The organism is Actinoplanes oblitus, from assembly GCF_030252345.1.
Classification (GTDB): domain Bacteria; phylum Actinomycetota; class Actinomycetes; order Mycobacteriales; family Micromonosporaceae; genus Actinoplanes; species Actinoplanes oblitus.
On sequence record NZ_CP126980.1, the window covers coordinates 4,605,513 to 4,627,418 of the forward strand.

A 21,906-nucleotide genomic window follows, 5' to 3' on the forward strand; every position below is an offset into this window, starting at 1 on the left:
TGCGCGTATCGCCTCTGCAGGGGTATGCGTGTCCGGATAGGGACCCTGCCATCCGCACCGGCACAGGTCTGACCGCGACCCGCAGTCGGCTTCAGGTCGTGACGGCAGCGAGGCGAGGCACTGACCCCCGTGCGCATCCCGGCCGGCCACCGCGGGTCCACGCCCCCGGTCGAAGCCCGCTCAGCCGGCGGCCGGTTGCCGGGCGCCGATCAGCCGCAGAGCCGACGGGCGGACCCGACCGGCGGACCCGGATCGGGCTGGTCCCGGCCGACCGGGCCCGGGCGCTGCCGGCGGCCGAGGCGATGGCCGGTCGCTCCGCTTGACCGCGCGGACGGACCGGGCGTATAGACATTCATCATTACGTTGGCGTGCCGGAGTCAAAGGGGACCTGCATGCGCCCGATCCGTACCGTTGCCCGAACCGTCCTGGTCCTCGCCGTCGGCCTCGCCCCGGCGGTGCCGGCCGCCGTGTCCGCCGCACCCGCTCCGGGCGGCTACTACCTGCAGAGCGTGCTCACCGGCTTCGCCGCCGCGGCGGCCGGTGACGCCGTCGCCCAGCACCGGCCCAAGGGCGACGAGGATCAGCAGCAGTGGAGCCTGCGCGCCGACGGCGCCGCCTGGTGGCTGGAGAACCTCGTCCGCCCGGGCCGCTGCCTCGGTCGCGCGGCGACCGCCCCGGCCATGCTGGCCTGCGGCGATCCGAACACCCGGTGGGAGATCACCGACGCTGGCGATGATCAGTACGCGGTGAAGGACCCGGCCGCGGACCGCTACCTGAGCCTGACGCCCAGCGGTGACGGGTGGGCCGAGGGACTCGGCCTGGCCGCCGACGGCCCGGCGGCCAGGTGGTACCTGACTCCGCTCACTCCGGTCAAGGCGGCCCTGCCCGCCGAGGCGGACCGGACGCTGGACCAGGTCACCTTCCTCACCGCGCACAACGCGTACGCCAACGGCGTCGACGGCGGCTTCTCGCCGCCGATCATCAACCTCTTCCCGAATCAGGTGCGGGGCATCGACCGGCAGCTCGCCGACGGCGTACGCGGGTTCATGCTCGACCTGCACCAGACGCCGGACGGCGCGATCCTCTGTCACGACAGCTGCACGCTCGTCTCCCGGCCGGTCGCCCTCTGGGTGGACCTGAAACGGATCACGGATTTCCTCGCCGCCCATCCCACCGAGATCGTGACCGTCTTCTTGGAGGACTACGTCGCGCCCGGCGTGCTGCGCGCCGAGCTCGCCCGGGTGCCGGGCCTCGCCACCATGCTGATCCGCCCGGACCTGGACGGTGTCCGCGACCACGGCTGGCCGCGCCTGTCCGAGCTGCGCCGCCGCAACCAGCGGCTGCTGATCATGACCGACCACGACCGCGCCTCCGACCAGGCGGCGGGGCTCACCCGCGACAGCTTCGGGGTGCAGTACCAACGGGAGTGGACCGTGGAGAACTACTGGTCGATGGGTTCCGGCGCCGGCACCTCGGACTGGTCCTGCTCCAGCCGCTGGCCCGGCATCCCCCTCACCCGCACCGAACCCGGCTTCCGCCCGCTGTTCGTCATGAATCACTTCCGGGACGTGACCGTGGCGGCCACCGCGTCCGGCGACAACGCCAAGGTGCTCAACCGGGCGGAGCGATTCTGCGCCCCGGCCGCCCGCAAGAAGCCCAACTACATCGCCGTCGACCGGTACGACCTGGGCACTCCGGCGGCCGCGGTGGCACAGCTCAACACGTACGCGTACTGACCACCCGGAAGGCGGCGGTTCCCGAGCAAGCGGGTTGCTCGCGGTCACCAGCGACTATCTGATCCTGCAGGACCCCGGAGCCCCGGCGGGGCGCCTGCGCCTGTCGGACATGCGGAGGTTCACCGTCACCCATCGGACGACCCGGCGACGGCGCAGCCTCCTCGTCGGATCGATCCCGCTGCTCATGATGGTGGTGGGCGGCCTGATCGCGTACCAATGGGCCGGGAAGCCGCTGGCCGCGGTGAGCGTGGGCGCCCGGTGTCGCGGCGCCTTGACCATAGGGATCTTCGCTCAACGGAATATGGGCCGACGCGGACGCGATACTGGTGGGGGCGAAGGTCAACAGGCAGATACGAGAGGCTTACCGTCGGACGCCTCGACGGTATACGTCATGGGTTCTGCTGGCGACGACGACGCGCTTGGTGCCGGGTCGAATGAGATGGTGAACACGACCGTTGTGCCAGCGACGTCTTTGACCAGGCAGGATACGCCGCGCTGGAAAGCAAGTGACGGTGCCACCTCCGGAGGTATCGCCGGCGAGGCGTTGCGCCAGCCGTCCTTCATCAGCTCGCCCCAGTAAAAGGCGCGGATGGTGGGTTCCGCTGACGTGCTGCGATAGCGCTGACCCGCGTAGGGAGCGATCGGGTCCCCGGAGTCGTCCTGCCCGCAGCCCGAGTAGGTGCCGGCGGCTTCGGTGGAGGAAGGACGCGCCCGCAGGATCGGAAGCTGCGCCAAGACCTTCACCCGCTGTTCGTCGCGGTCGGGACATCCTGCGTGCCCCGGTTGGCCACACCCGGCGAGCGGGCCGGCGGCAAGCGTGGCGACCATCGTGAACGCGGCGACGCTGCCCAGGACCCGGTGGATCATGACGGCAGTATGAATCATGGCGCGGCCCCAAGGTCCTGGTTGCAGAACGAACGCCGGTCGGACACGTGCGCACCGCAGGTCAGTGCGTAGATCGGGGCGCCGTGACCGTCGCAGATCAGACGGTGCTTCGAGCCCGGCTCGCCGCGGTTGATCGGCGACGGCCCTGTCCCGGCACCCCTTTTTCCAGCCTGCACTCAATGCTGAGTGGGACCTATTCGGTTAGCCTTCGCGCGCCATCTCGTCGTTGAGGAGTTCTAAAAGCGATGGCAGGATTTCGGGATTAGCGGCAACGGTCGCCTTCGCATCGACACTGTGGGGTGCTCCATCGCGGTCGACGACCACTGCGCCGGCTTCGCGAGCGATGATGACGCCGGCCGCGGTGTCCCACGGCTTGTTGGCGAGCATGACCACCGCATCGACCCTGCCTTCGGCGAGCCATGCGAGGTCGATGGCGGCAGAACCATGCATGCGGACGCGCTGCATGTTGGTGGCTAGTCGTCGGGTCAGGGCAAACCTGTCACGGTTCTTTTCTTCGGATTCCTCGCCAACCGCGTAATCCCCCATGGCTACGACAGCTTCGCTGATCCTCGTTGTCGTGCTGGCGTGGATGGGCTCACCGTTGGCATGAGCGCCGTTGCCCTCGGCCGCGCTGTAGCGGCATCCCAGAAAGGGCAGATCGATGACGCCGAGCACGGGCCGTCTTCCAGTAAGGAGGCCGAGAGAGACCGCGCACAGAGGCGAGCCGTGGACGAAATTGACGGTTCCGTCGACCGGGTCCAGCGCCCACACCAGGCTCTTGCGGACCTCGATACCGCCGTTCTCCTCGCCGAGAAATCCGATATCCGATGTGTGCTCGGCGAGAAGGCGCGCACTTGCTCCTCGATGGCGTAGTCGACCTCGGAAGCCATGTCGCGGTCGCCTTTGGCGGTCAACGCGCCGGGCTGCATGGTGCGCATGACGTCGCGGGCGAGGTCGACGGCATGGTGGGCGATGGGGAGTAGGTCGGCGTAGTCGGTCATCGGGGCTGGCCACCGCTCCAAAGCTCGTGGAAGGTGCGCTCGAACACGGGGTACAGCCCAGCGTCCGGCCACCGCTTCTTGATCACCATGGTCGGGGACTCGACGCCTCGCGCGTGCGGTAGGTACTGCTGCGCGACGCAGACCGAGTTATTGATCAAAGTGATGTTGACACGGATTGTCTGGTCGTAGGTGGCAACCTCGACGCGGTCCCGGATGTTGGCGGGCAGCCGGTCGCGGACGCGGAGGACGCCTTGCAGGTTGAGGGTGGTGAGGGCGCCGACGCAGTTCACGAATCGCTGCTGACCACCCGCGCCGAGAAGCTGCGCTCCGGCCGGTTCGACAGCATCAAACACCTGCCGGCGCGGTACCGCCGGCCCGGCGGTGCGATATTGGTCGGCATGACTGACCTCGACGCCAAGGCGAACCTTCACCTCTACCTGCGCGAGGCGCGCGAGGCGCTGCTCGGCAAGCTCGACGGCCTGTCGGAGTACGACGTGCGCCGCCCGCTCGTCCCCACCGGCACCAACCTGCTGGGCCTGGTCAAGCACGTGTCGACGGTGGCCGCCGGGTACTTCGGCGAGGTGTTCGACCGTCCGTTCCGGGATTCACTGCCGGCCGTGGGGCAGAACGCCGAGCCGAACGCGGACATGTGGGCCACCGCCGACGAGTCCCGTGACGACATCATCGGCCGATGGCACCGGGCGTGGGCGCACGCCGACGCGACGATCGAGGCCCTGCCGGTCGACGCGCCCGGTGTGGTCCGGTGGTGGGGTGGCGCGCCGGTGACGCTGCACCGGATCCTCACGCACATGCTGGCCGAGCTGAACCGGCACGCCGGGCACGCCGACATCGTCCGCGAGCTGATCGACGGCGGCGTCGGCTGGCGGCACGCCGGCGACAACATCGACGCGGTCGGCGACTGGGCGGCCCACCGCGAACGGCTGGAGTCGGCAGCGCGCGAGTTCAGCTGACGAGCCGGCGATCGGGGGAGGGCGGTCGGCGGCCTCGACCCCCCGGTGGACAATCATCGCGGTGTCGAGGGGGTGCCGCGTGCCGGATGTGCGCCTGAGTGAGGTGATCGCCGCTTACGGCGAGCTTGTCGACGGTGACCTCGACGAGCGCGACCTGGTCGATCGGTTGTCCGAGCTGACCGTCGAGGTCCTGAACCGTCATGGCATCGGTGCCCGGCGGTCCCGTCCCGGCGTCGTCACCAGTGCCGCCACCATCGCGGTGCCGTTGCCTTCGATGAGTGTCTCCCTGGAGATCTGCGGGGCCCGGGCGCCACTGACCGGTGGGCAGATCGCCGCCGTGGGTGCGCGCGCCAGCACCACGCCGCTGGTGGCTGTTCTGTCGCTGCGGGGCTTCGCGGCGGAGGCGATCGAGGGCGGCGACAACGTGCTGCTGATGGACCGCCAGCATCTCGAGGCGATTTTGTCCGGGCTGGTGGATCCGGCCGGGTTGTTCGAGGAAGCCGTTCATCTGGCGACCTTCGACGCGGAGCCCTACCTGCCCCTGACACGGTTCCTCCTGCACCGGAACCCGGCGCCGGCACCGCGATTCATGCCTCCCGATCGTGTGCCCCCGCCGTGGGACCTGCTTCAGGACACCGCGGCCGAGGTGCGTGTCCGGCAGGTTCTCGGCGGCCTGCCCGGCTGGCCGGAGATCACCGGTATGACCGCTGTCGACGCCGACAGGCTGCTGCTCACCTCGGCGGACGGCTTGATCGAGGTGCACGTGCGACGCGGCACCACGGACTGGTTCCTGCCGATGCCCGGCCTGCGCGGTGCGCCTGTCCGGCGAGCGGACGGGTCGGTGCTGGTGCTGTGCGGTGACGCCGTCATCGCCTATCGGGGTGGGACGGTGGAGCCGATCGCCGGTGGATTCCGTGCCGCGGTCGGACTCGCCGCCGACCGTGACGGCGAGGCTTGGGTGCTGTCGGGGACCGGAGCGACGTTCGGCGGAGGATCCGGCACACTCTCGCTGACGCGTGTCGGTGAGCGATTCGGGAGCCAACAGACGTACGGCGTCGCCTTCGCCGCCGGCGTTCACGGCCTGGCCTGGCTGCGGGGCCGTCGCTTCTTCCTGGCGACCGGAAGCGACAGCGGGATCGTCGACCTGTCCCGCAGCAGCGCGGTGTCCCCGCGGGACCACGTCCGGTCCGAACAGCCGTACCCCGAGCACGTGATCGCCCTTGACGCCCGAACCGTGCTGACGGGTTCGGGCGACGGCCGTGGCGTGGGCGTCACGATCTGCCGGACGGACCTGGTCACCCACAGCGTCGAGGTACTGGCCCGGCTGAGGCTGAACAAGATCCAGGGGATGGCGGAGGCTGCGGAGGGACCGGTTTACCTTCTCGGCGATGTCCGGGGCAACGACCACAGCCGGCCCCGGCCGGTGATCCTCAAGGCGACCATCCCACGCCCGGCTCCGGCGGCTGCCGAGGATGGCCCCACATCGTTTCGCGACCTGCGGCTCGCCGCGATGGGTGACAGGCGCTCCGAGGATGGCCCCACATCGTTTCGCGACCTGCGGCTCGCCGCGATGGGTGACAGGCGCTCCTACGCGCTCGACGCGACGCCGATCGCCGACGGCGGTCAAGCGACGGTTTTCGGGGCCCGGCACCGGGCCAGCGGAACCCGGGTGGCGTTCAAGAGGCTGAACCGCCGGAGCGTCGACGACATCGCGCGTATGCGTCGCGAGATCGAGGCGGGTCAGCGCTACGGGGACAACGCCCACGTCGTACCCGTGCTGGATTTCGACCCGGGCGCGAGCTGGCTGGTCATGCCGCTGGCATCGGGCACCGCCGAAGAGGTACTCGACGAACTGGAGGACCCGCGGCGTCTGCTCGATCTGGTAGCCGCCGTCTGCGCCGGCCTCCGCAGGCCTCATCAGGACGGATGGGTGCACCGGGATCTCAAGCCGACCAACATTCTCCGACTGGACGGCGAGTGGGCCGTCGCCGATTGGGGGCTGGGGCGCCGCCCGCGCGGTCAGACGAGCCAGCCGGGCCGCACCCGAGCCGGCTTCCTGTACGGGACCGAGGGCTTCGCCGCGCCCGAGTTGTCCGACGACGCGCACGAGGCCGGCCCTCAGGCCGACATCTTCAGCATCGGACAGCTGATCGGCTGGGCCGTGACGCGACAGTGGCCGCGCGCCAACCGGCCGTTGATACCGGCCGGCACGGTCTGGCAGACCGCCGTCGAGGTGATGACCCACGACGATCCCGCCCGGCGCCCGGCGAGCGTCGACGACGTTCTGGAACTGGTGAGGTCGGCCCCGGCAGAGCCCACGGGTCAAGGGTGAGGCCGCCGCGGCGATCGAAGGCGGGAGGGTCAGGAACTGCTGACCACCCACATCGAGAAGAACTGTGAGCCGCCGCCGTACGCGTGGCCGAGCGCCGTCCGTGCCCCCGCCACCTGGTGCTCGCCGGCCCGGCCCATCACCTGCATGGCGGCCTCGGCGAAGCGGAGCATGCCGGAGGCGCCGATCGGATTGGAGCAGAGCACCCCGCCGGACGGGTTGACCGGCAGCCGGCCGCCGATCCGGGTCTCGCCCGCCTCGACGAGTTTCCAGCCGTGGCCGGGCTCGGCGAAGCCCAGGTTCTCCAGCCACATCGGCTCGAACCAGGAGAACGGCACGTAGATCTCGGCCACGTCGACCTGGTCGAGCGGGTCGGTGATCCCGGCCGCCTGCCAGAGCGCCCGCGCCGCCTCGGCACCGGCGCGCGGGTTCACGTGGTCCTTGCCGGCGTAGAAGGTCGGCTCGGTGCGCATCGCGGTGGCCCGGATCCACGCGACCGGCCGTGCCGACGCCTCGGCCGCGGCCTGGTCGCCGATCACCAGCGCGCAGGCGCCGTCCGAGGAGGGGCAGGTCTCGTCGTACCGGATCGGGTCCCAGAGCATCGGCGAGGCCCGCACCGACTCCAGGGTGATGTCCGGTTGGCGCAGGTGGGCGTACTCGTTGAGGGCGCCGTTGCGGCGGTCCTTGACCGCGACCAGCGCGCCGATGTGGTCCGGCGCGTGCGAGCGGCGGATGTAGGCGCGCAGGTGCGGTGCGAAGTAGCCGCCCGCCCCGGCTCCGATCGGCGCGGTGAACGGCGGCTGGATCGACAGCGCCCACATGGCGTTGGACTCGGACTGCTTCTCGAACGCGACAGCGAGGACCCGGCGGTGCACCCCGGCCCGGACCAGGGTGGTCGCCACGTTCGCGGTGGCGCCGCCGACCGAACCGGCGGTGTGCACCCGCAGCAGCGGACGGCCGGCCGCGCCGAGCGCCTCGGCCAGGAACAGCTCCGGCATCATCACGCCCTCGAACAGATCGGGTGCCTTGCCCAGCACCACCGCGTCGATCTGCGGCCAGTCCACCCCGGCGTCGGCGAGCGCCCGGTCGATCGCCTTCCGGCACAGCCCGGCCATCGACACGTCAGTCCGCCGCGTCCGATGATGCGTCTGCCCGGTCCCCAGCACTGCCGCCCGCATCATCAAGCCCCCAGTCTCAGCACTGCCGCCCGCATCACGAAGCCGCACCACGACGCCGGATCACGAAACCGCTTCACGACGCCTCCAGGACGCAGACGAGATTCTGTTGGAGCGCCGGCCCGCTGGTGGCGTGCCCGGCCGCCCGGCGAACCCGGCCGGACATCACCTGCCCCGCCGCCGCCCCGATCCGGGCGAGCCCGGCCGAGAACATCGGATTCCCGCAGAGCGCCCCACCGGACGGGTTGATCCGCACCCGCGCGTCCAGCCCCAGCGCCACCCGCAGCAGCAGCTCCTGATGGGTGAAGGGCGCATGCAGCTCCGCCACTTCGACGTCACCCGGCAACCCCGCCGCCTCGGCCGCGGTCGTCGCCGACGGCACCGCCGTCAGGTCCCGTTCGCCGAGGCCCGGCGGGTCGATCCGGTGCGCCACCCCGCTGATCCACGCGCGCCGCGGATGCGCCCGGGCGCGCTCCCCGGCGGCCAGCACCAGCGCCGCCGCCCCATCCGAGACCGGCGCGCAGTCGTGCTCCCGCAGCGGTTCGGCCAGGTAGGGCCGGCCGAGAAGATCGTCAAGATCAAGAACACCGGAGACTTGAGCGTACGGGTTGGTCGTCGCGTCCGCGCGGCTGCGCACCGCCACCTCGGCCATCGCCCGCTCGGTCACGATGCCGGCGTCCAGGGCGAGCCGCGCCTGCACCGCGGCCACGCTCACCGAGTCCGGCCACAGCGGCGCCACCGTGTACGGGTCCAGTTGCAGCGCGAGGACCCGGCGCAACCGGCCGGCCGACGACTTCCCGAAGCCGTAGACCAGCGCCGTCTCCGCCTCGCCGGCCAGGATCTTGACGTACGCCTCGTAGAACGCCCACGCCGCGTCCATCTCCACGTGCGACTCGCAGATCGGCGGGCACGCCCCGATCGCGTCGACGGCGTTGACGAACGAGAACGCCCGCCCGGCCAGGTAGTCCGACGAGCCGGAGCACCAGAAGTCCACCTCCCGGCGGTCCAGCCGGGCCTCGGCGAGCGCCCGCTGAAAGACCGGGACCAGGGTCTCCACGCCGCTGGTGGTGCCGGCCGAGGGCAGGCACGGCGCCTGGGCGAAACCGATGACCGCGACCCGTGGCGTACTCATAAATGGTCCTTGAACGACTCGTAGGGGGCGTCCGGCTCACCGGTGGGGCGGAAGTGCGCGATGTTCTCCGGCGTGGTCGTCCAGGTCGAACGGTCCCGCCAGACCGCCGCCACCCGCATGCCCATCCGCACCTGGTCGGCGGGCAGGCCGAGGATCAGGTGCGGGATCGGGATGTCGGCGCCGTCCAGCAGGATCTGCGCCACCACGTAGGGCGGGTCCCGGCGCTGCCCGGCGAACGGGACGTTGACCACGCAGAACGTGGTGACCGTGCCGTGGTCGCCGAGCGTCACCTCGTCCTCGGTGGGCACGCCGTCGGCGGGGCAGACCCGGGGCGGCACGTAGACCTTGCGGCAGACCGGGCAGCGCTGCCCGAGCAGCCGTCCCTCGGCGAGCGCGCGCAGGTAGCGGCTCTCCTCGGGGGAGGTGGTGTGGGTGTACGCCAGCCGGATCGGCGTGGTCATGACCGTGACGGGATCACCGGCCGGCTGGTCCGCCTCGGCCGGGCCCTCGCCGGGTTCGAAGCACGCGATGTCGCGGATGTGCCCGGTCCGCTCGGCGGCCCAGCGGATCCGGACCCGCATTCCGGTACGCATGGCGTCGCGTGATCCCGCGTCGACGGCGTGCAGCAGCGCCGTGGCGGCCCCGTCGAGCCGGATCAGCGCCCAGCCGAACGGCCGGTCCAGGGGCTGCCCGTCGAGCGGCCGATCGGTCCAGGTCCAGCCGGTCACCACGCCGGTCGGCGCCACCTCGACCAGGTCGGTCAGCGGGGCGTGGGTCGCCGGATCGTATTCGAGCGGGGGCACGTGGACCCGGCCGTCGGCGGTGCGGCTGCCGAGCACCCGCCGCTCGCGCAACCCGGTCATGAACCGGCTCAGCACCGGGCCGAGCGAGCGCGTGTAGTCGAAGCTGATGGTCAGCGGGGCGGAGAGCGGAGGCGCATCCACGCCGCTCAGTGAAACACGTTCTAAGTATGCGAATCAAGCACGCCGCGCGACGCCTGTTCGGATACTGGAACGCGTTATAGAGTGACGGTCGTGAACGCCATCGGACTGTGGAACATCGCGGGCCGGGAGCCGGAGCGGCCCGCCGTCGTCGACCCGGACGGCCGCACCGTCACGTACGGCGCGCTGGCCGCCGAGGCGGACCGGATCGGGCGGGGTCTCCAGGCGCTCGGCCTGGTTCCGGGCGACACCGTCGCGATGCTGCTGCCCAACGGCGCCGACCTGCTGGCCGTCGAGTTCGCGACGCTGCAGACCGGGCTCTACTCGGTGCCGCTGAACTGGCACCTGACGGCCGCCGAGATCGCCTACATCGTGCGGGACAGCGGGGCCAAGGTGTTCGTCGCCCACGAGCGGTTCGCGGCGACGGCCACCGCCGCGGCGGCCGAGCCGGGGGTGCCGGCCCCGACCGGCGTGGCGGAGCTGGGCAGCGCCGGATCGCGGCGGCCGGAGCCGCGGACGACGGGTGCGCTGATGGTCTACACGTCCGGTACGTCGGGGCGGCCCAAGGGGGTGCGCCGGCCGTTGACCGGGGCGGATCCCGACGCCGTACCCCAGGTGTCCCAGTGGTTCTTCGGGCTCTTCGGACTGGAGCCGTTCGGCGGGCACGTGCATCTGTGCTGCTCGCCGCTCTACCACACGGCGGTGATGAACTTCGCTGTCATCTCGCTGCAGCTCGGTCATCCGGTCGTGGTGATGGACCGGTGGGACGCGCACGAGATGCTCCGGCTCGTCGAGCGGCACCGGGTCACCCACAGCCACATGGTGCCCACCCAGTTCCGCCGGTTGCTGGCCCTGCCCGCCCCGGTCCGCGACGGTTACGACCTCAGCTCGATGCGGGTGATGATCCATGGTGCCGCGCCGTGCCCGCACGAGGTGAAGCGGCGGATGCTGGACTGGTGGGGCCCGGTGGTGGTGGAGTACTACGCGGCCAGCGAGGGCGGCGGCACCCTGATCACCGCCGCGGAGTGGGTGAAACGGCCCGGCTCGGTCGGCCGGGCGTGGCCCGGATCGCGGGTGCGGGTGCTCGGCGCGGACGGCGAGGACGTCCCGGTGGGGCAGCCCGGGACGGTCTACCTGCAGATGGGCGACGCGACGTTCGAGTACCTCGGTGACGCGGAGAAGACCCGGCGGTCGCGGCACGGGCGGATGTTCACGGTCGGCGACATCGGCTATCTCGACGAGGACGGCTACCTCTATCTGTGCGACCGCCAGAGCGACGTGATCATCACCGGCGGGGTGAACGTGTATCCGGCCGAGATCGAGGGCGAACTCGCCGGTCACCCGGCGGTCGCCGACGTGGCGGTCTTCGGGGTGCCGCACGAGGAGTGGGGTGAGGAGATCAAGGCGGTGGTGCAGCCGGTGCCGGAGGTGACCGCCGGTCCCGCCCTGACCGAGGAACTGCTCGGCTTCCTGGCCGGTCGGCTGGCGCGGTTCAAGCTGCCGCGCACCGTCGACTACGCCGACGAGCTGCCCCGGGATCCGAACGGCAAGCTCTACAAACGGCTGTTGCGTGATCCCTACTGGGCCGGGCGGGAACGCGCCATCTGACGGCCGCCGTCAGCCGTAGAGGGCGGCCACCCACAGACGGGTGAGCGTGTCCACCAGCACCGCCCGGTCGTCGAACGGCGGTACGCCGCAGGCGGCCAGGTAGTAGAGCCGCTCGCCGGCCCAGGTCAGCGACGCGGCGAGGGCGGGCACGTCGACGCCGTCGAGCCGGGCCCGCACGGCCGGATCGGCCTGCCGGTCGGCCTCGATCCGGTTCACCGCGGCGTCGGTGAACGTCGCCATCTGGGTCAGCCACAGCTCACGAAGCTGCGGGTCGGAGGCCCAGCTCTCCACGATCGCGCGCAACACCGCCGCGTGGGACAGCCACAGGTCGGCGCCCGCCTCGACGCCGGCCCGCAACGCCTCGCGCGGATCCGGCCCGCCCCGGACCCACGGCTGCGCGGCCTGGTGGCCGGCGCCGACCGCCCGGCGCACCACCTCGGCCAGCACCGCCTGCTTGCCGGCGAAGTAGAAGTAGAAGCTCGCCCGGGAGACCCCCGCCGCAGTGATGATCTCCGCCACGCTGAGCGTGTCGAAGGTGCGCTCGCGCAGCAGCTCCCGCAGCGCGTCGAGGATGCGTTCGCGCAGGCCGGTGCTCTCCTGCTGGGGTTCGTCGCGGCGCGGTGTCACGGGGCGCAGCCTAGCGCACAGTGGATCTGGACGGCCTGACCAGACACGCTGTATGGTCGGTTCATGAAGTACACGACGTTCGGGCGTACCGGGCTGCGGGTGTCCGAGTTGGTGCTCGGCGCGATGACGTTCGGCGAGCAGGGCGGCGTCGGCGCGCCGATCGAGGAGTGCCGGCGCATTCTCGACGCGTACGCCGAGGCCGGTGGCAATGTCGTCGACACCGCCATCAACTATCGGGGCGGGGCCAGCGAGGAGATTCTGGGGGAGTTGCTGGCCGGGCGGCGCGACCGGTTCGTCGTGGCCACGAAGTACACGGTGACCCGCGACCCGGCCGACCCCAACGGTGGTGGCAACCATCGCAAGAATCTCCGGCTGTCGCTGGAGACCAGCCTGCGCCGGCTGCGCACCGACCACGTCGACGTCTACTGGGTGCACATCTGGGACCGGCACACGCCGATCGAGGAGACGATGCGGGCGCTCGACGACGCGGTCACCGCCGGCAAGGTGCTCTACATCGGGGTGTCGGACACGCCGGCCTGGGTGGTCTCCCGGGCGAACACGCTGGCCGAGTGGCGCGGCTGGACGCCGTTCGCCGGTCTCCAGGTGCCGTACAGCCTGCTCAACCGGGACGCCGAGCGGGAGCTGATCCCGATGGCCGAGGCGTACGGTCTCTCGGTGACGGCGTGGAGCCCGCTCGGCGGCGGTGTGCTGTCCGGGAAGTACGGTGCCGCCGAGCCGGCCGGGACGACCCGGCTGAGCCGGGACGCGATCGACGAGCGGGACCTCGCGGTGGCCCGGGTCGTCGGCGAGGTCGCGGCCGAGCTGGGTGTCACCCCGGCTCAGGTCGCCCTGGCCTGGGCCGGCCGGCGCGCCGGCGTGCTGCCGATCGTCGGTGCGCGCACCGTCGACCAGCTGCGGGACAACCTGGGCTGCACGGCGGTGACCCTGCCGCCGGAACTGGTGACGCGCCTGGAGGCGGCGACCGGCTTCGGCCTCGGCTTCCCGGCCGACTTCATCGCCCAGACCACACCCTGGGTGCTGGGCGCGGCCGCGCTCTGAGCCACGTCAGCCCGATCGGCGATCGAGATCCGGGGTGGACGTCATCCGGCGGGCGTGTGTCGTATCGTCGGACGGTGCCCGATTCCGTAGTTGGCCGCAAACGTGCCGCCGCAGGTCCGCCCGTCAAGACGAAGGCCGAGAAGCGGGCCGAGGCCAAGGCCGCCAAGGCGCGTGCCCGGGCGAGGCGGCGGCGCCGCGAGCTGATGACCGTGGCCGGCGCGGCGGTGGTGGTGCTGGCGCTCGTGGTGGGCCTGGTCGTGTGGATCGGCGGTTCGTCGCCGGAGTCGAATTACGCCACCGCGGACGGGGTCGCCTCGTCCGCCGCGACCGCCTCGCCGGTGCCGAGCGCGGCGGCGCCGTCGATCCCGGCGGCCCTGCGCAAGAAGCCGGTCGCGACGGCGGGCACCGGTGCGGTCCGCAAGCTCACGGTGACGACTCTGGTCAAGGGCACCGGACCGGCCGTCGAGTCCGGGCAGACGATCGAGGTGAACTACGTCGGCGTCACCTATGCCGAGGGCAAGGAGTTCGACTCGTCCTGGAAACGGTCCCAGCCGTTCAGCTTCCGGATCGGGGCGGGCAGCGTGATTCCGGGCTGGGACCAGGGGCTCGTCGGGGTGAAGGTGGGTAGCCGGGTGCGGCTCGACATCCCGGCGGCGATGGCCTACGGCGAGCATCCGAGCGGCCCGCAGCCGGCCGGCCCGCTCCGGTTCGTCGTGGATGTCCTGTCGGCCTCCTGACGCCGCGTCTCACTGAACCGGTTAACGCACTGGTTCCAGCTGGTGTGGGCTTCCTCTCTGTAGTGGACGGAGGGGCATCGCTATTCGACGGCGATCGGTAGCTTAACCGCGTAAGTGTCCGGCGACGCGGGAGCACACATGACTGTCGATGGCATTACCTCGCACCAGGGCGCCGGCAGTCCCCTGTCGTGGTTCCAGGAGCGCATGTGGGTCCACCACCAGCGCGATCCGGAGAGCACGAGCTACAGCCTCCCGCTGCTGCTGTCGGTCCGGGGCGACCTCGACGTGCCGGCCCTCGAGGAGAGCCTGAGCCTGATCGTCGCCCGGCACGAGAGCCTGCGCACCGCGTACGCGATGACCGACGACGGCCAGGCGCTGCAGTTCGTCACCCCGCCGCGGCCGGTACGCCTGCCGGTCCTGGACGTGGACCGCGGGCAACTGCTGAAGCAGCTGGACCGGGTGCTCGAACACCGCTTCGACCTCGGTCGCGGCGAGGTCTTCATCGCGAGCCTGGTCCGCCTGTCGCCCGACCGGCACCTGCTGCTCCTCAACGTGCACCACATCGCCGCCGACGCGTGGTCGCTGCAAGCCGTCTTCTTCGCCGAGCTGCAGGGCGCCTACGCGGCATGCTGTCGCGGGCGGCTCCCGGCCCTCCCGCCGCTGCCCGTCCAGTACGCGACGTACGCCCGGGCACAGCGGACCGCTGACATGTCCGCCGACCTCGCCTACTGGCGCGACGCCCTCGCGGGTTACGAGGACAGCCTGGAGCTGCCGACCGAGCGCCCGCGCCGGCAGCGGTCCGGCACCACGAGCGCGAGCTACGCGCACCGCTACTCGCCCGGCTTCGCTCTGGCTCTGGAACGCTTCGCGCGGGATCACGACTGCACGATCTTCATGTGCCTGCTCGCCGCGCTCGGTGTCACCCTCAGCCGGTACGCCGACAAGGACGACCTCTGCGTCGGCACGACGGTGTCCAGCCGGTCGGACGTCGAGCTGGAACCGCTGATCGGGTTCTTCGTCAACATCCTGCCGCTGCGGCTGCGGATCGACGAACAGAGCAGTGTCGCCACGCTGCTCGAAGCCGTCCGGCGGCAGGTCCTGGACGCGTTCGAGCACCCCGCGCCGTACGAGCAGATCCTGCGGGCCACCGACGTGGCGCGCCGCGGCGGCGGCAACCCGCTGGTGCCCGTCGTCATGCGGCACCAGAACTTCCCGCAGACCGCGCTCGGGGCGCCATTGCCCGGCGGGGTGACGTTCACCGGCTATCCCGAGCCCGGCGACACCGACGCCGACGTCCGCGAGCTGCTGGCCCGGGAGCACGTGCCGGCCCGGTCGGAGATGGAACTGTCGTACCTGGGCAGTGGCGGCGAGCTGACGGTCGAGGTCTCGTACGCCTCGGACCTCTACGACGGCGCCGCCATCGAGCGCCTGCTCGCCCATCAGCAGCAGGTGCTGGAGGGCATGTTCGCGGACCCGAGCCGCCGCCTGGCCGAGATTCCCATGCTGCGCGACGGTGACGTGCGGCAGCTGCTGGAGCGGGCGGACCGGGCGCCGGTCACCGAGGCGCCGGCGTGGTCGTTCGTCTCCCGGTTCGACGCGCTCGCCGGACGCTCCCCGGACGCGGTGGCGTGCTGGGACGAGCGCGGCGCCTGGACGTACGCCGAGCTCGCCCGGCGTGCCGGCCAGGTCGCCGGTGCGCTCGCGGCGCGCGGCGTCGCACCGGGTGACCTGGTAGGGGTGTGCCTGCCCCGGGGCGGCGAACTGCTGGCGGCCCTGCTCGGCGTCTGGATGGCCGGTGCCGCGTACGTGCCGATCGATCCGGGCTATCCGGCGGCCTACTCGCGGCAGATCCTCGACGACGCGCACCCCGGCGTCGTCGTGTGCCGGGCCGCCCACCAGGCGTCCTTCGACGTGGCGGACGCCCGATGCCTGCGCGTCGACGACATCCCGGACGACGCGCCGGACGCCGTCCGCGCGCGACACGTCGCCGCGCCCGACGCGCTCGCCTACGTGATGTACACGTCCGGGTCCACCGGCCGGCCCAAGGGCGTCCGGGTGCCGCATCGGCAGCTGGTCAACTGGCTCGGCGCCCTCGAGGCACGGCTGCCGTTCGGGGCCGGCGAGGTGGTGGCGCAGAAGACCACCTTCGTCTTCGCGGTCGGCGTCAAGGAGCTGTTCGCGGGCCTGCTCAACGGTTGCCCCCAGGTGGTCATCGCGGACCAGACGGTGCGGGACACGCCGGCCTTCGTCGGCGCGCTGGCCGAGCACCACGTCACCCGCCTCAACCTCGTCCCGTCGCACCTGGCCGGGGTCCTGGACCACCTCCGGGCGAGCGGGACGCGGCTGCCGGCGCTGCGGGTCTGCGTCACCGCCGGGGAGCCGCTGCCGAGCGCACTCGTCGCCGCGTTCCGCGCGGTGCTCCCGGGCGCACGGCTGCTGAACAACTACGGGTGCACCGAGCTCAACGACGTCAGTTACTACGACACCGCCGGCTTCGGCGGGGACGGTGAGTTCGTGCCGATCGGGACGCCGATCGCCAACACCAAGGTGTACGTGCTGGATCGCCACGGCCGCCTGGTGCCGGACGGTGTCCCGGGTGAGCTGCACGTCGCCTCGGCCGGCATGCCGGAGGGCTACCACGGCCGGGACGACCTGACCGCCGAACGCTTCCCGCCCAACCCGTTCGGCGCCGCGCCGAGCGACCGTCTCTACAACACCGGCGACGTCGTCAGGCACCTGCCGGACGGCACCCTCGACTTCATCGGCCGCTGGGACTTCCAGGTCAAGGTGCGTGGCTTCCGCGTCGAGGTACGCCAGGTCGAGAAGGTGATGGGCGACTTCGACGGCATCGGGGCGCGCGCGGTGGTGGGCCAGGGCGACCGGTTGGTGGCCTTCTACACCAGCCGGCCGGACCGGACCGTCGACGTGGCGGAGCTGCGCGCGTTCCTGCACGACCGGCTGCCCGCCTACCTGGTACCGGACGTGTTCGTCCCGCTCGACGCGATGCCGGCGCTGCCGAACGGCAAGCTCGACCGGCGCGCGCTGGCCGGCTCGCCCGCCCAGCAGCGACCCGGCGAGGACCACGAGCCGCCGGTCGGCGCGACCGAACGCGCGCTGGCCGACATCTGGGCGTTGATCGTGAACGTGCCCGTCGCCCGGATCGGCCGCCGTACCCACTTCTTCGACATCGGCGGGCACTCGCTCTCGGCGATGCGCGTTCTCGCCCGGATCAGGGAGGAGTTCGGGGTCGAGGTCGGTCTCTCCGAGCTGTTCGACGCGCCCCGCCTCGACGCGGTCGCCGCGGCGATCGACCGCAAGACCGAGCGCCGCCGGCCGGACGCGAGCGCGTCAGCACGGACCCCGGCGCGACCGCCCAGGCCCAGTGCCGGCTCGGGGCTGCTCCATGACCGGGTGGTGCTGGTCACCGGCGGCAGCCGGGGCATCGGCCGCGCCACCGCGCTGCTGCTCGCGGAGCAGGGCGCGAGGGTGGCCGTCAACTACCGGGACAGCGAAGCGGACGCGCGGCACGTCCAGGAGACGATCGAGGCGGAGGGCGGCACCGCCGAGATCTTCCGGGCCGACGTGACCCGCGCCGACGACGTGGCAGCCATGGTCGCGGCGGTGACCGACCGCTTCGGGCGGATCGACGTCCTGGTGGCCAACGCGCACATGCCGTACCGGCAGCGGTCCTTCCTCGACCTCGACTGGACCGATCTGGAACGCAAGGTGGGCGACGAGCTCCGGGCGGTGTTCCACCCGTGCCGGCTCGTCCTGCCGGGCATGCTGGAGCGCCGGAACGGCAGCATCATCGCCCTCTCCAGCACCCTCTCGCGCCAGGGCGGCACCGGATCGCTGGCCCAGGGCACGGCCAAGGCCGCTGTCGACGCCTTCGTGCGGTCGCTGGCCGCCGAGTTCGGTCCCCGGGGCGTTCGCGTCAACGCCGTCGCGCCCGGGGTCACGCTGACCGACGCCGCCATGGGGTTGGCGCCGGCGGCCCGGGAGGACGCCGCCGCCCGGGCCCCGATGCGTCGCAACGGCCTGCCCGAGGACGTCGCCGGCGCCGTGCTGTTCCTCGCCAGTGACCTGTCCCGGTTCATGACCGGCGCGTACCTGCCGGTCGACGGCGGCTTCACCACGCTGTAGGAGTGCCCAGCATGCGTTCCAGGCTCCTTGTCATCGACAACTACGACTCCTTCACCTACAACCTGGTCCAGATGTTCCAGAACTACCCCCTGGAGATCTCGGTGGTCCGCGCCGACCAGCTCGCCGTCGACGACGTCGCGCGGGAGCGGCCGGACTACGTCCTGGTGAGCCCGGGCCCGAAGAGTCCGGGCGCGGCCGGGATCTCGACCGAGCTGGTCCGCCGCTACCACGGCGCGTTCCCGATCCTGGGCGTGTGCCTGGGCATGCAGTGCGTCAACGAGGCGTTCGGCGGCAGCACCGTGCACGCGCCGGTGCCGATGCACGGCAAGACGAGCGCCGTGCACCACGACGGGACGGGCCTGTTCGCCGGGGTGCCCGAGCCGGTCACCGTGGCCCGCTATCACTCGCTGGCCGTCACCGGTCTCAGCGCGGACCTCCGGGTCAACGCGCGCTCCGCCGACGGGGTGCCGATGGGCATCGAGCACGTCCGCGACCCGCTGTTCGGCGTCCAGTTCCATCCGGAGAGCTTCCTCACCCAGCACGGGTTCACGATGATCGAGAACTTCCTGCGTACGGGTCCGCTGAAAGGAGCACTGGCGTGAGCGCCGACCTGCTGTCCTCGCTGCGGCGGGTGACCGGAGTGCACGCCGAGCCGCTCCCGCTGCGGGAGCCGTTCGTCGAGGTGGTGCGCCGCTTCGCCGGCGAGCCCGGCACCGTCGCGCTGCTGAGCGGGGGGACGCTCGACTGCGCCAGGTACCACATCCTCGGCGTACGCCCGTGGCTCACGGTGAGCGGGCAGCGCGCCCGGACCACGCTCACCGACGGGGACCGGCGGTACGAGCTGGACGAGGATCCCTTCACGACGGTGCAGCGGCTGCTGCGGCACAACACCGTGCCGGCGCCGGACGCGTCGCTGCCGCTGTCCAGCGGGCTGCTCGGCTACCTCGCGTACGACCTGAAGGACTGCCTGGAGCAGCTGCCGAGGACGAGCGTCGACGATCTCGGGCTGCCCCTGATGCACCTCGTCGCGCCCACCCTCATCCTGGTCCAGGACCGGGTCACCGAGGCGGCGACGCTGCTCGTGATGCGCGTGGCGGGCGATGACACGCCGGTGAGCGAGCACGTGACGCGCTTCCGGGAGGCGCTGCGCGCGCCGGCGGCACCCCGCGCGGGGGAGCCGGCGGCGACCGGCAGGTGTGAGTCCGCCTTCTCCCGCGACGAGTACCTCGCCGCCGTGGAGGCGATCCGCCGGTACATCGTCGAGGGCGACGTCTACCAGGTGAACATGTCGCAGCGCTTCCAGGCGCCGTTCACCGGCGATCCGTTCGACTGCTTCGCCGGCATGTTCGCGGAGAACCCGGCACCCTTCTTCGCCTACGTCAACGCGGGCGACCACCAGATCGTCTCGACCTCGCCGGAGCGGTTCGTCGAGTTGCGGAACGGCACCGTGGAGACCCGGCCGATCAAGGGGACCCGGCCGCGCGGGACGACCCCGGAGCGGGACGACGCCCTGCGGGCCGAGCTGCGGGAGAGCACCAAGGATGACGCCGAGCTGTCGATGATCGTCGACCTGCTCCGCAACGACATCGGCAAGGTGTGCCGTCCGGGCTCGGTACGCGTGCTCGACCACAAGCGCCTGGAGACCTACCGCAACGTGCATCACCTCGTGTCGACGGTGACCGGCGAGCTGGCTCCGGGGCGGGACGCCGTCGACCTGCTCCGGGCCACCTTCCCCGGCGGCTCGATCACCGGCTGCCCGAAGATCCGGGCGATGGAGGTCATCGACGAGCTGGAACCGGTCCGCCGGCACATCTACACCGGCAGCATCGGCTACCTCGGGTTCGACGGCACGATGGACCTGTCCATCGCGATCCGGACGGCCACGTTCACCGGCGGCACGGCGGTCTTCTCGGTGGGCGGCGGCATCGTCTTCGACTCGGACGCCGCGAGCGAGTACGAGGAGACCCTGCACAAGGGGCGTACGTTGATGAACGCCCTGCACGCGGCGTCCGGCGACGACCGGGACACCGCGACGGTGTGGCAGGACGGGATCTTCAAGCCCGCCGGCGCCGCCACGGTGCGGCTGGACAGCGAGGGCCTGTCGTACGGTCTCGGGTTCTTCGAGACGCTGCGTGTCCGGGCCGGCCGCCCCATCCTGCTCGACGCCCACCTGCGGCGCTTCGAGCTGGCCTGGCGGGAGTTCTTCGGCAGCACGCCACCGGATGTCACCTGGGCCGACGTCATCGCCCGCCTCGTCGAGCGGAACGGGCTGTCCGGCGCCGACGCCGTGGTCAAGCTGGTCGCCGCCGCGGGCAACCCGGCCGGGGCGCGGCTGTCCCCGGTGCTGTTCGCCGCCGCCCGGCCGTATGTGCCGCGCCCGGCCCTTCGCGCCCGGCCCGGGCTGCGCCTGATGACCTACCCGCACCGCCGGGAGACGTACCTGGCCGGCCACAAGACCCTCAACTACCTGCACTACCGGATGGCGGGTGCCTGGGCGGCCGGCCACGGCGCGGACGAGGCGCTGATCCTCAACGCCGACGGCTCGGTGTCGGAGACCAACACCGCGAGCCTGTGCTGCGTGGCCGGCGAGACGGCGGTCTTCCCGGTGTCGGAGCACGCGCTGCCCGGCACCATGGCGGCCGAGGTCGGCGCGCTCCTGCGGAGCTGGGGTCACGCGGTCGAGCACCGGCGCCTCTCCGTCGCGGACCTGATGGCCGCGGACCACGTCTTCGTGACCAACTCGGTGATGGGCGCGGTCCCGGTGATCAGCCTCGACGACGCCCGGCTCGGCTACGACGTCGCGTTCTGCGAGAAGCTCACCCGCGCCGTGTTCGAGGACGGCTGGTGATGCCGTCCAGCAGCGTGGTCAGGTGGTGGCGGAAGGTCTCCTCCGGGTCGAGATGGGCGCCGTCGACGACCAGCCGGGCGACAGTGGGGTAGCGGCCCGTGGCGAGCATGCGGGTCAGGTAGGGGCCGTGCGCGGCCTGCCAGTCGGGCAGGCCGGTGCCGGTCGACCGGGCGGTGCGGCGTTCGGTGATCTCCCGTCGCAGCGCGCCGGCCAGGAACGCGTTGAGGGCACCCAGCACCCGCTGGAGATCGTCGATGCCGTCGATGCCGGGGGCCCGGTCGAGTGCCGCCGCCGTCGCCTCGCCCACGGCCAGCGCGTGCGGGCCCAGGTGCGGCCGGGCGCCGAGCAGGTCGGCGAACCACTCGTGCTCCAGCGCCACCGCCCGGGTCCGGTGCACGATGGCCAGCACCGTGGCCCGCCACCCGGCCGGCCGGGCGGCCTCGGCGATCCGGGCGTACACCGCGTCGACCATCAGATCGAGCAGCTCGGAGCGGTTGGCCACGTAGTCGTAGAGCCGCATCGGGCCGACGCCGAGCTCCTTGGCGATCTTGCGCACCGACAGGCCGTCGAGGCCGTCGGCGTCGGCGATCCGGATCGCGGCGCCGGCGATCGTCGCCCGGCTCAGCGGCACCGCTGCCGCCCGGGGCCGCGGTTCGGGGCGTTCCCAGACGGGCAGCGATGCGCTACCGTACGGCGTATCCATGACGTACAGCG

The 21,906-nt window shown here is 71.8% G+C and carries 17 protein-coding genes; 9 read left to right on the forward strand and 8 right to left on the reverse strand.

The annotated features are described in order from the left end of the window. The first annotated feature begins 392 nt into the window (after positions 1 to 392). On the forward strand, positions 393 to 1,736 hold the full coding sequence (locus tag Actob_RS20690) for a phospholipase (protein WP_284921961.1): 1,344 nt from the start codon (positions 393 to 395) through the stop codon (positions 1,734 to 1,736). A gap of 339 nt (positions 1,737 to 2,075) precedes the next feature. Here Actob_RS20690 and Actob_RS20695 read toward each other — a convergent pair whose 3' ends face one another. From Actob_RS20695 to Actob_RS20710, 3 genes are all read right to left on the reverse strand, one after another. Further along, positions 2,076 to 2,603, reverse strand: a complete 528-nt coding sequence (locus tag Actob_RS20695; RefSeq protein WP_284921962.1) for a hypothetical protein — start codon at positions 2,601 to 2,603, stop codon at positions 2,076 to 2,078. Between the two features lie 219 nt (positions 2,604 to 2,822). After that, positions 2,823 to 3,635 (reverse strand): inositol monophosphatase family protein, encoded by an 813-nt coding sequence (locus Actob_RS20705; RefSeq protein WP_284921963.1) that lies wholly within the window; start codon positions 3,633 to 3,635, stop codon positions 2,823 to 2,825. Then, positions 3,619 to 4,053, reverse strand: coding sequence for a DUF5919 domain-containing protein (locus Actob_RS20710; protein ID WP_284921964.1), 435 nt, complete (start codon positions 4,051 to 4,053; stop codon positions 3,619 to 3,621). Before Actob_RS20710 ends, Actob_RS20705 begins: the two co-directional genes overlap by 17 nt. Between Actob_RS20710 and Actob_RS20715 the strand changes: the two genes are divergently transcribed. Both Actob_RS20715 and Actob_RS20720 read left to right on the forward strand, forming a co-directional pair. Continuing rightward, on the forward strand, positions 4,021 to 4,593 hold the full coding sequence (locus tag Actob_RS20715; protein ID WP_284921965.1) for a DinB family protein: 573 nt from the start codon (positions 4,021 to 4,023) through the stop codon (positions 4,591 to 4,593). The two genes, Actob_RS20710 and Actob_RS20715, sit on opposite strands and share 33 nt — an antisense overlap. Before the next feature lie 79 nt (positions 4,594 to 4,672). Next, entirely contained in the window at positions 4,673 to 6,925 is a 2,253-nt protein-coding gene (locus tag Actob_RS20720) for a protein kinase domain-containing protein (protein WP_284921966.1), read from the forward strand. Between the two features lie 29 nt (positions 6,926 to 6,954). Here the strand turns inward: Actob_RS20720 and Actob_RS20725 are convergent, their stop codons facing one another. From Actob_RS20725 to Actob_RS20735, 3 genes are all read right to left on the reverse strand, one after another. Continuing rightward, positions 6,955 to 8,103, reverse strand: a complete 1,149-nt coding sequence (locus Actob_RS20725; RefSeq protein WP_284922355.1) for a thiolase domain-containing protein — start codon at positions 8,101 to 8,103, stop codon at positions 6,955 to 6,957. Between the two features lie 70 nt (positions 8,104 to 8,173). Next, on the reverse strand, positions 8,174 to 9,229 hold the full coding sequence (locus tag Actob_RS20730; RefSeq protein WP_284921967.1) for a thiolase domain-containing protein: 1,056 nt from the start codon (positions 9,227 to 9,229) through the stop codon (positions 8,174 to 8,176). Further along, on the reverse strand, positions 9,226 to 10,182 hold the full coding sequence (locus tag Actob_RS20735) for a Zn-ribbon domain-containing OB-fold protein (protein WP_284922356.1): 957 nt from the start codon (positions 10,180 to 10,182) through the stop codon (positions 9,226 to 9,228). Before Actob_RS20735 ends, Actob_RS20730 begins: the two co-directional genes overlap by 4 nt. A gap of 81 nt (positions 10,183 to 10,263) precedes the next feature. On the opposite strand from Actob_RS20735, the gene Actob_RS20740 reads away from it, so the two are divergent. Then, positions 10,264 to 11,778, forward strand: coding sequence for an acyl-CoA synthetase (locus Actob_RS20740; protein ID WP_284921968.1), 1,515 nt, complete (start codon positions 10,264 to 10,266; stop codon positions 11,776 to 11,778). A 9-nt stretch (positions 11,779 to 11,787) separates the two neighbouring features. Here the strand turns inward: Actob_RS20740 and Actob_RS20745 are convergent, their stop codons facing one another. Continuing rightward, entirely contained in the window at positions 11,788 to 12,405 is a 618-nt protein-coding gene (locus Actob_RS20745; protein WP_284921969.1) for a TetR/AcrR family transcriptional regulator, read from the reverse strand. A 63-nt stretch (positions 12,406 to 12,468) separates the two neighbouring features. Between Actob_RS20745 and Actob_RS20750 the strand changes: the two genes are divergently transcribed. The 5 genes from Actob_RS20750 to pabB all read left to right on the forward strand — a co-directional run bounded on the left by Actob_RS20750 (position 12,469) and on the right by pabB (position 21,192). Then, on the forward strand, positions 12,469 to 13,464 hold the full coding sequence (locus Actob_RS20750; protein WP_284921970.1) for an aldo/keto reductase: 996 nt from the start codon (positions 12,469 to 12,471) through the stop codon (positions 13,462 to 13,464). A 74-nt stretch (positions 13,465 to 13,538) separates the two neighbouring features. Further along, positions 13,539 to 14,201, forward strand: coding sequence for an FKBP-type peptidyl-prolyl cis-trans isomerase (locus Actob_RS20755; RefSeq protein WP_284921971.1), 663 nt, complete (start codon positions 13,539 to 13,541; stop codon positions 14,199 to 14,201). A 138-nt stretch (positions 14,202 to 14,339) separates the two neighbouring features. After that, on the forward strand, positions 14,340 to 18,344 hold the full coding sequence (locus tag Actob_RS20760) for a non-ribosomal peptide synthetase (RefSeq protein WP_284921972.1): 4,005 nt from the start codon (positions 14,340 to 14,342) through the stop codon (positions 18,342 to 18,344). Positions 18,345 to 18,355: 11 nt separating this feature from the next. After that, on the forward strand, positions 18,356 to 18,946 hold the full coding sequence (locus tag Actob_RS20765; protein WP_284921973.1) for an anthranilate synthase component II: 591 nt from the start codon (positions 18,356 to 18,358) through the stop codon (positions 18,944 to 18,946). Beyond that, entirely contained in the window at positions 18,943 to 21,192 is a 2,250-nt protein-coding gene (gene pabB, locus Actob_RS20770) for an aminodeoxychorismate synthase component I (RefSeq protein WP_284921974.1), read from the forward strand. The genes Actob_RS20765 and pabB overlap by 4 nt, the downstream gene beginning before the upstream one ends. Here pabB and Actob_RS20775 read toward each other — a convergent pair. Then, positions 21,161 to 21,895: a TetR/AcrR family transcriptional regulator gene (locus tag Actob_RS20775; RefSeq protein ID WP_284921975.1), complete on the reverse strand. Its 735-nt coding sequence runs from the start codon at positions 21,893 to 21,895 to the stop codon at positions 21,161 to 21,163. The two genes, pabB and Actob_RS20775, sit on opposite strands and share 32 nt — an antisense overlap. Positions 21,896 to 21,906 lie beyond the last annotated feature (11 nt).

Excerpts from the sequence above, each read along its gene's own strand:
- Actob_RS20690 (WP_284921961.1), top strand. The coding sequence starts at position 393 with ATGCGCCCGATCCGTACCGTTGCCCGAACCGTCCTGGTCCTCGCCGTC.
- Actob_RS20695 (WP_284921962.1), bottom strand. The coding sequence starts at position 2,603 with ATGATCCACCGGGTCCTGGGCAGCGTCGCCGCGTTCACGATGGTCGCC.
- Actob_RS20715 (WP_284921965.1), top strand. The coding sequence starts at position 4,021 with ATGACTGACCTCGACGCCAAGGCGAACCTTCACCTCTACCTGCGCGAG.
- Actob_RS20725 (WP_284922355.1), bottom strand. The coding sequence starts at position 8,103 with ATGATGCGGGCGGCAGTGCTGGGGACCGGGCAGACGCATCATCGGACG.
- Actob_RS20730 (WP_284921967.1), bottom strand. The coding sequence starts at position 9,229 with ATGAGTACGCCACGGGTCGCGGTCATCGGTTTCGCCCAGGCGCCGTGC.
- Actob_RS20750 (WP_284921970.1), top strand. The coding sequence starts at position 12,469 with ATGAAGTACACGACGTTCGGGCGTACCGGGCTGCGGGTGTCCGAGTTG.
- Actob_RS20760 (WP_284921972.1), top strand. The coding sequence starts at position 14,340 with ATGACTGTCGATGGCATTACCTCGCACCAGGGCGCCGGCAGTCCCCTG.
- Actob_RS20765 (WP_284921973.1), top strand. The coding sequence starts at position 18,356 with ATGCGTTCCAGGCTCCTTGTCATCGACAACTACGACTCCTTCACCTAC.
- Actob_RS20775 (WP_284921975.1), bottom strand. The coding sequence starts at position 21,895 with ATGGATACGCCGTACGGTAGCGCATCGCTGCCCGTCTGGGAACGCCCC.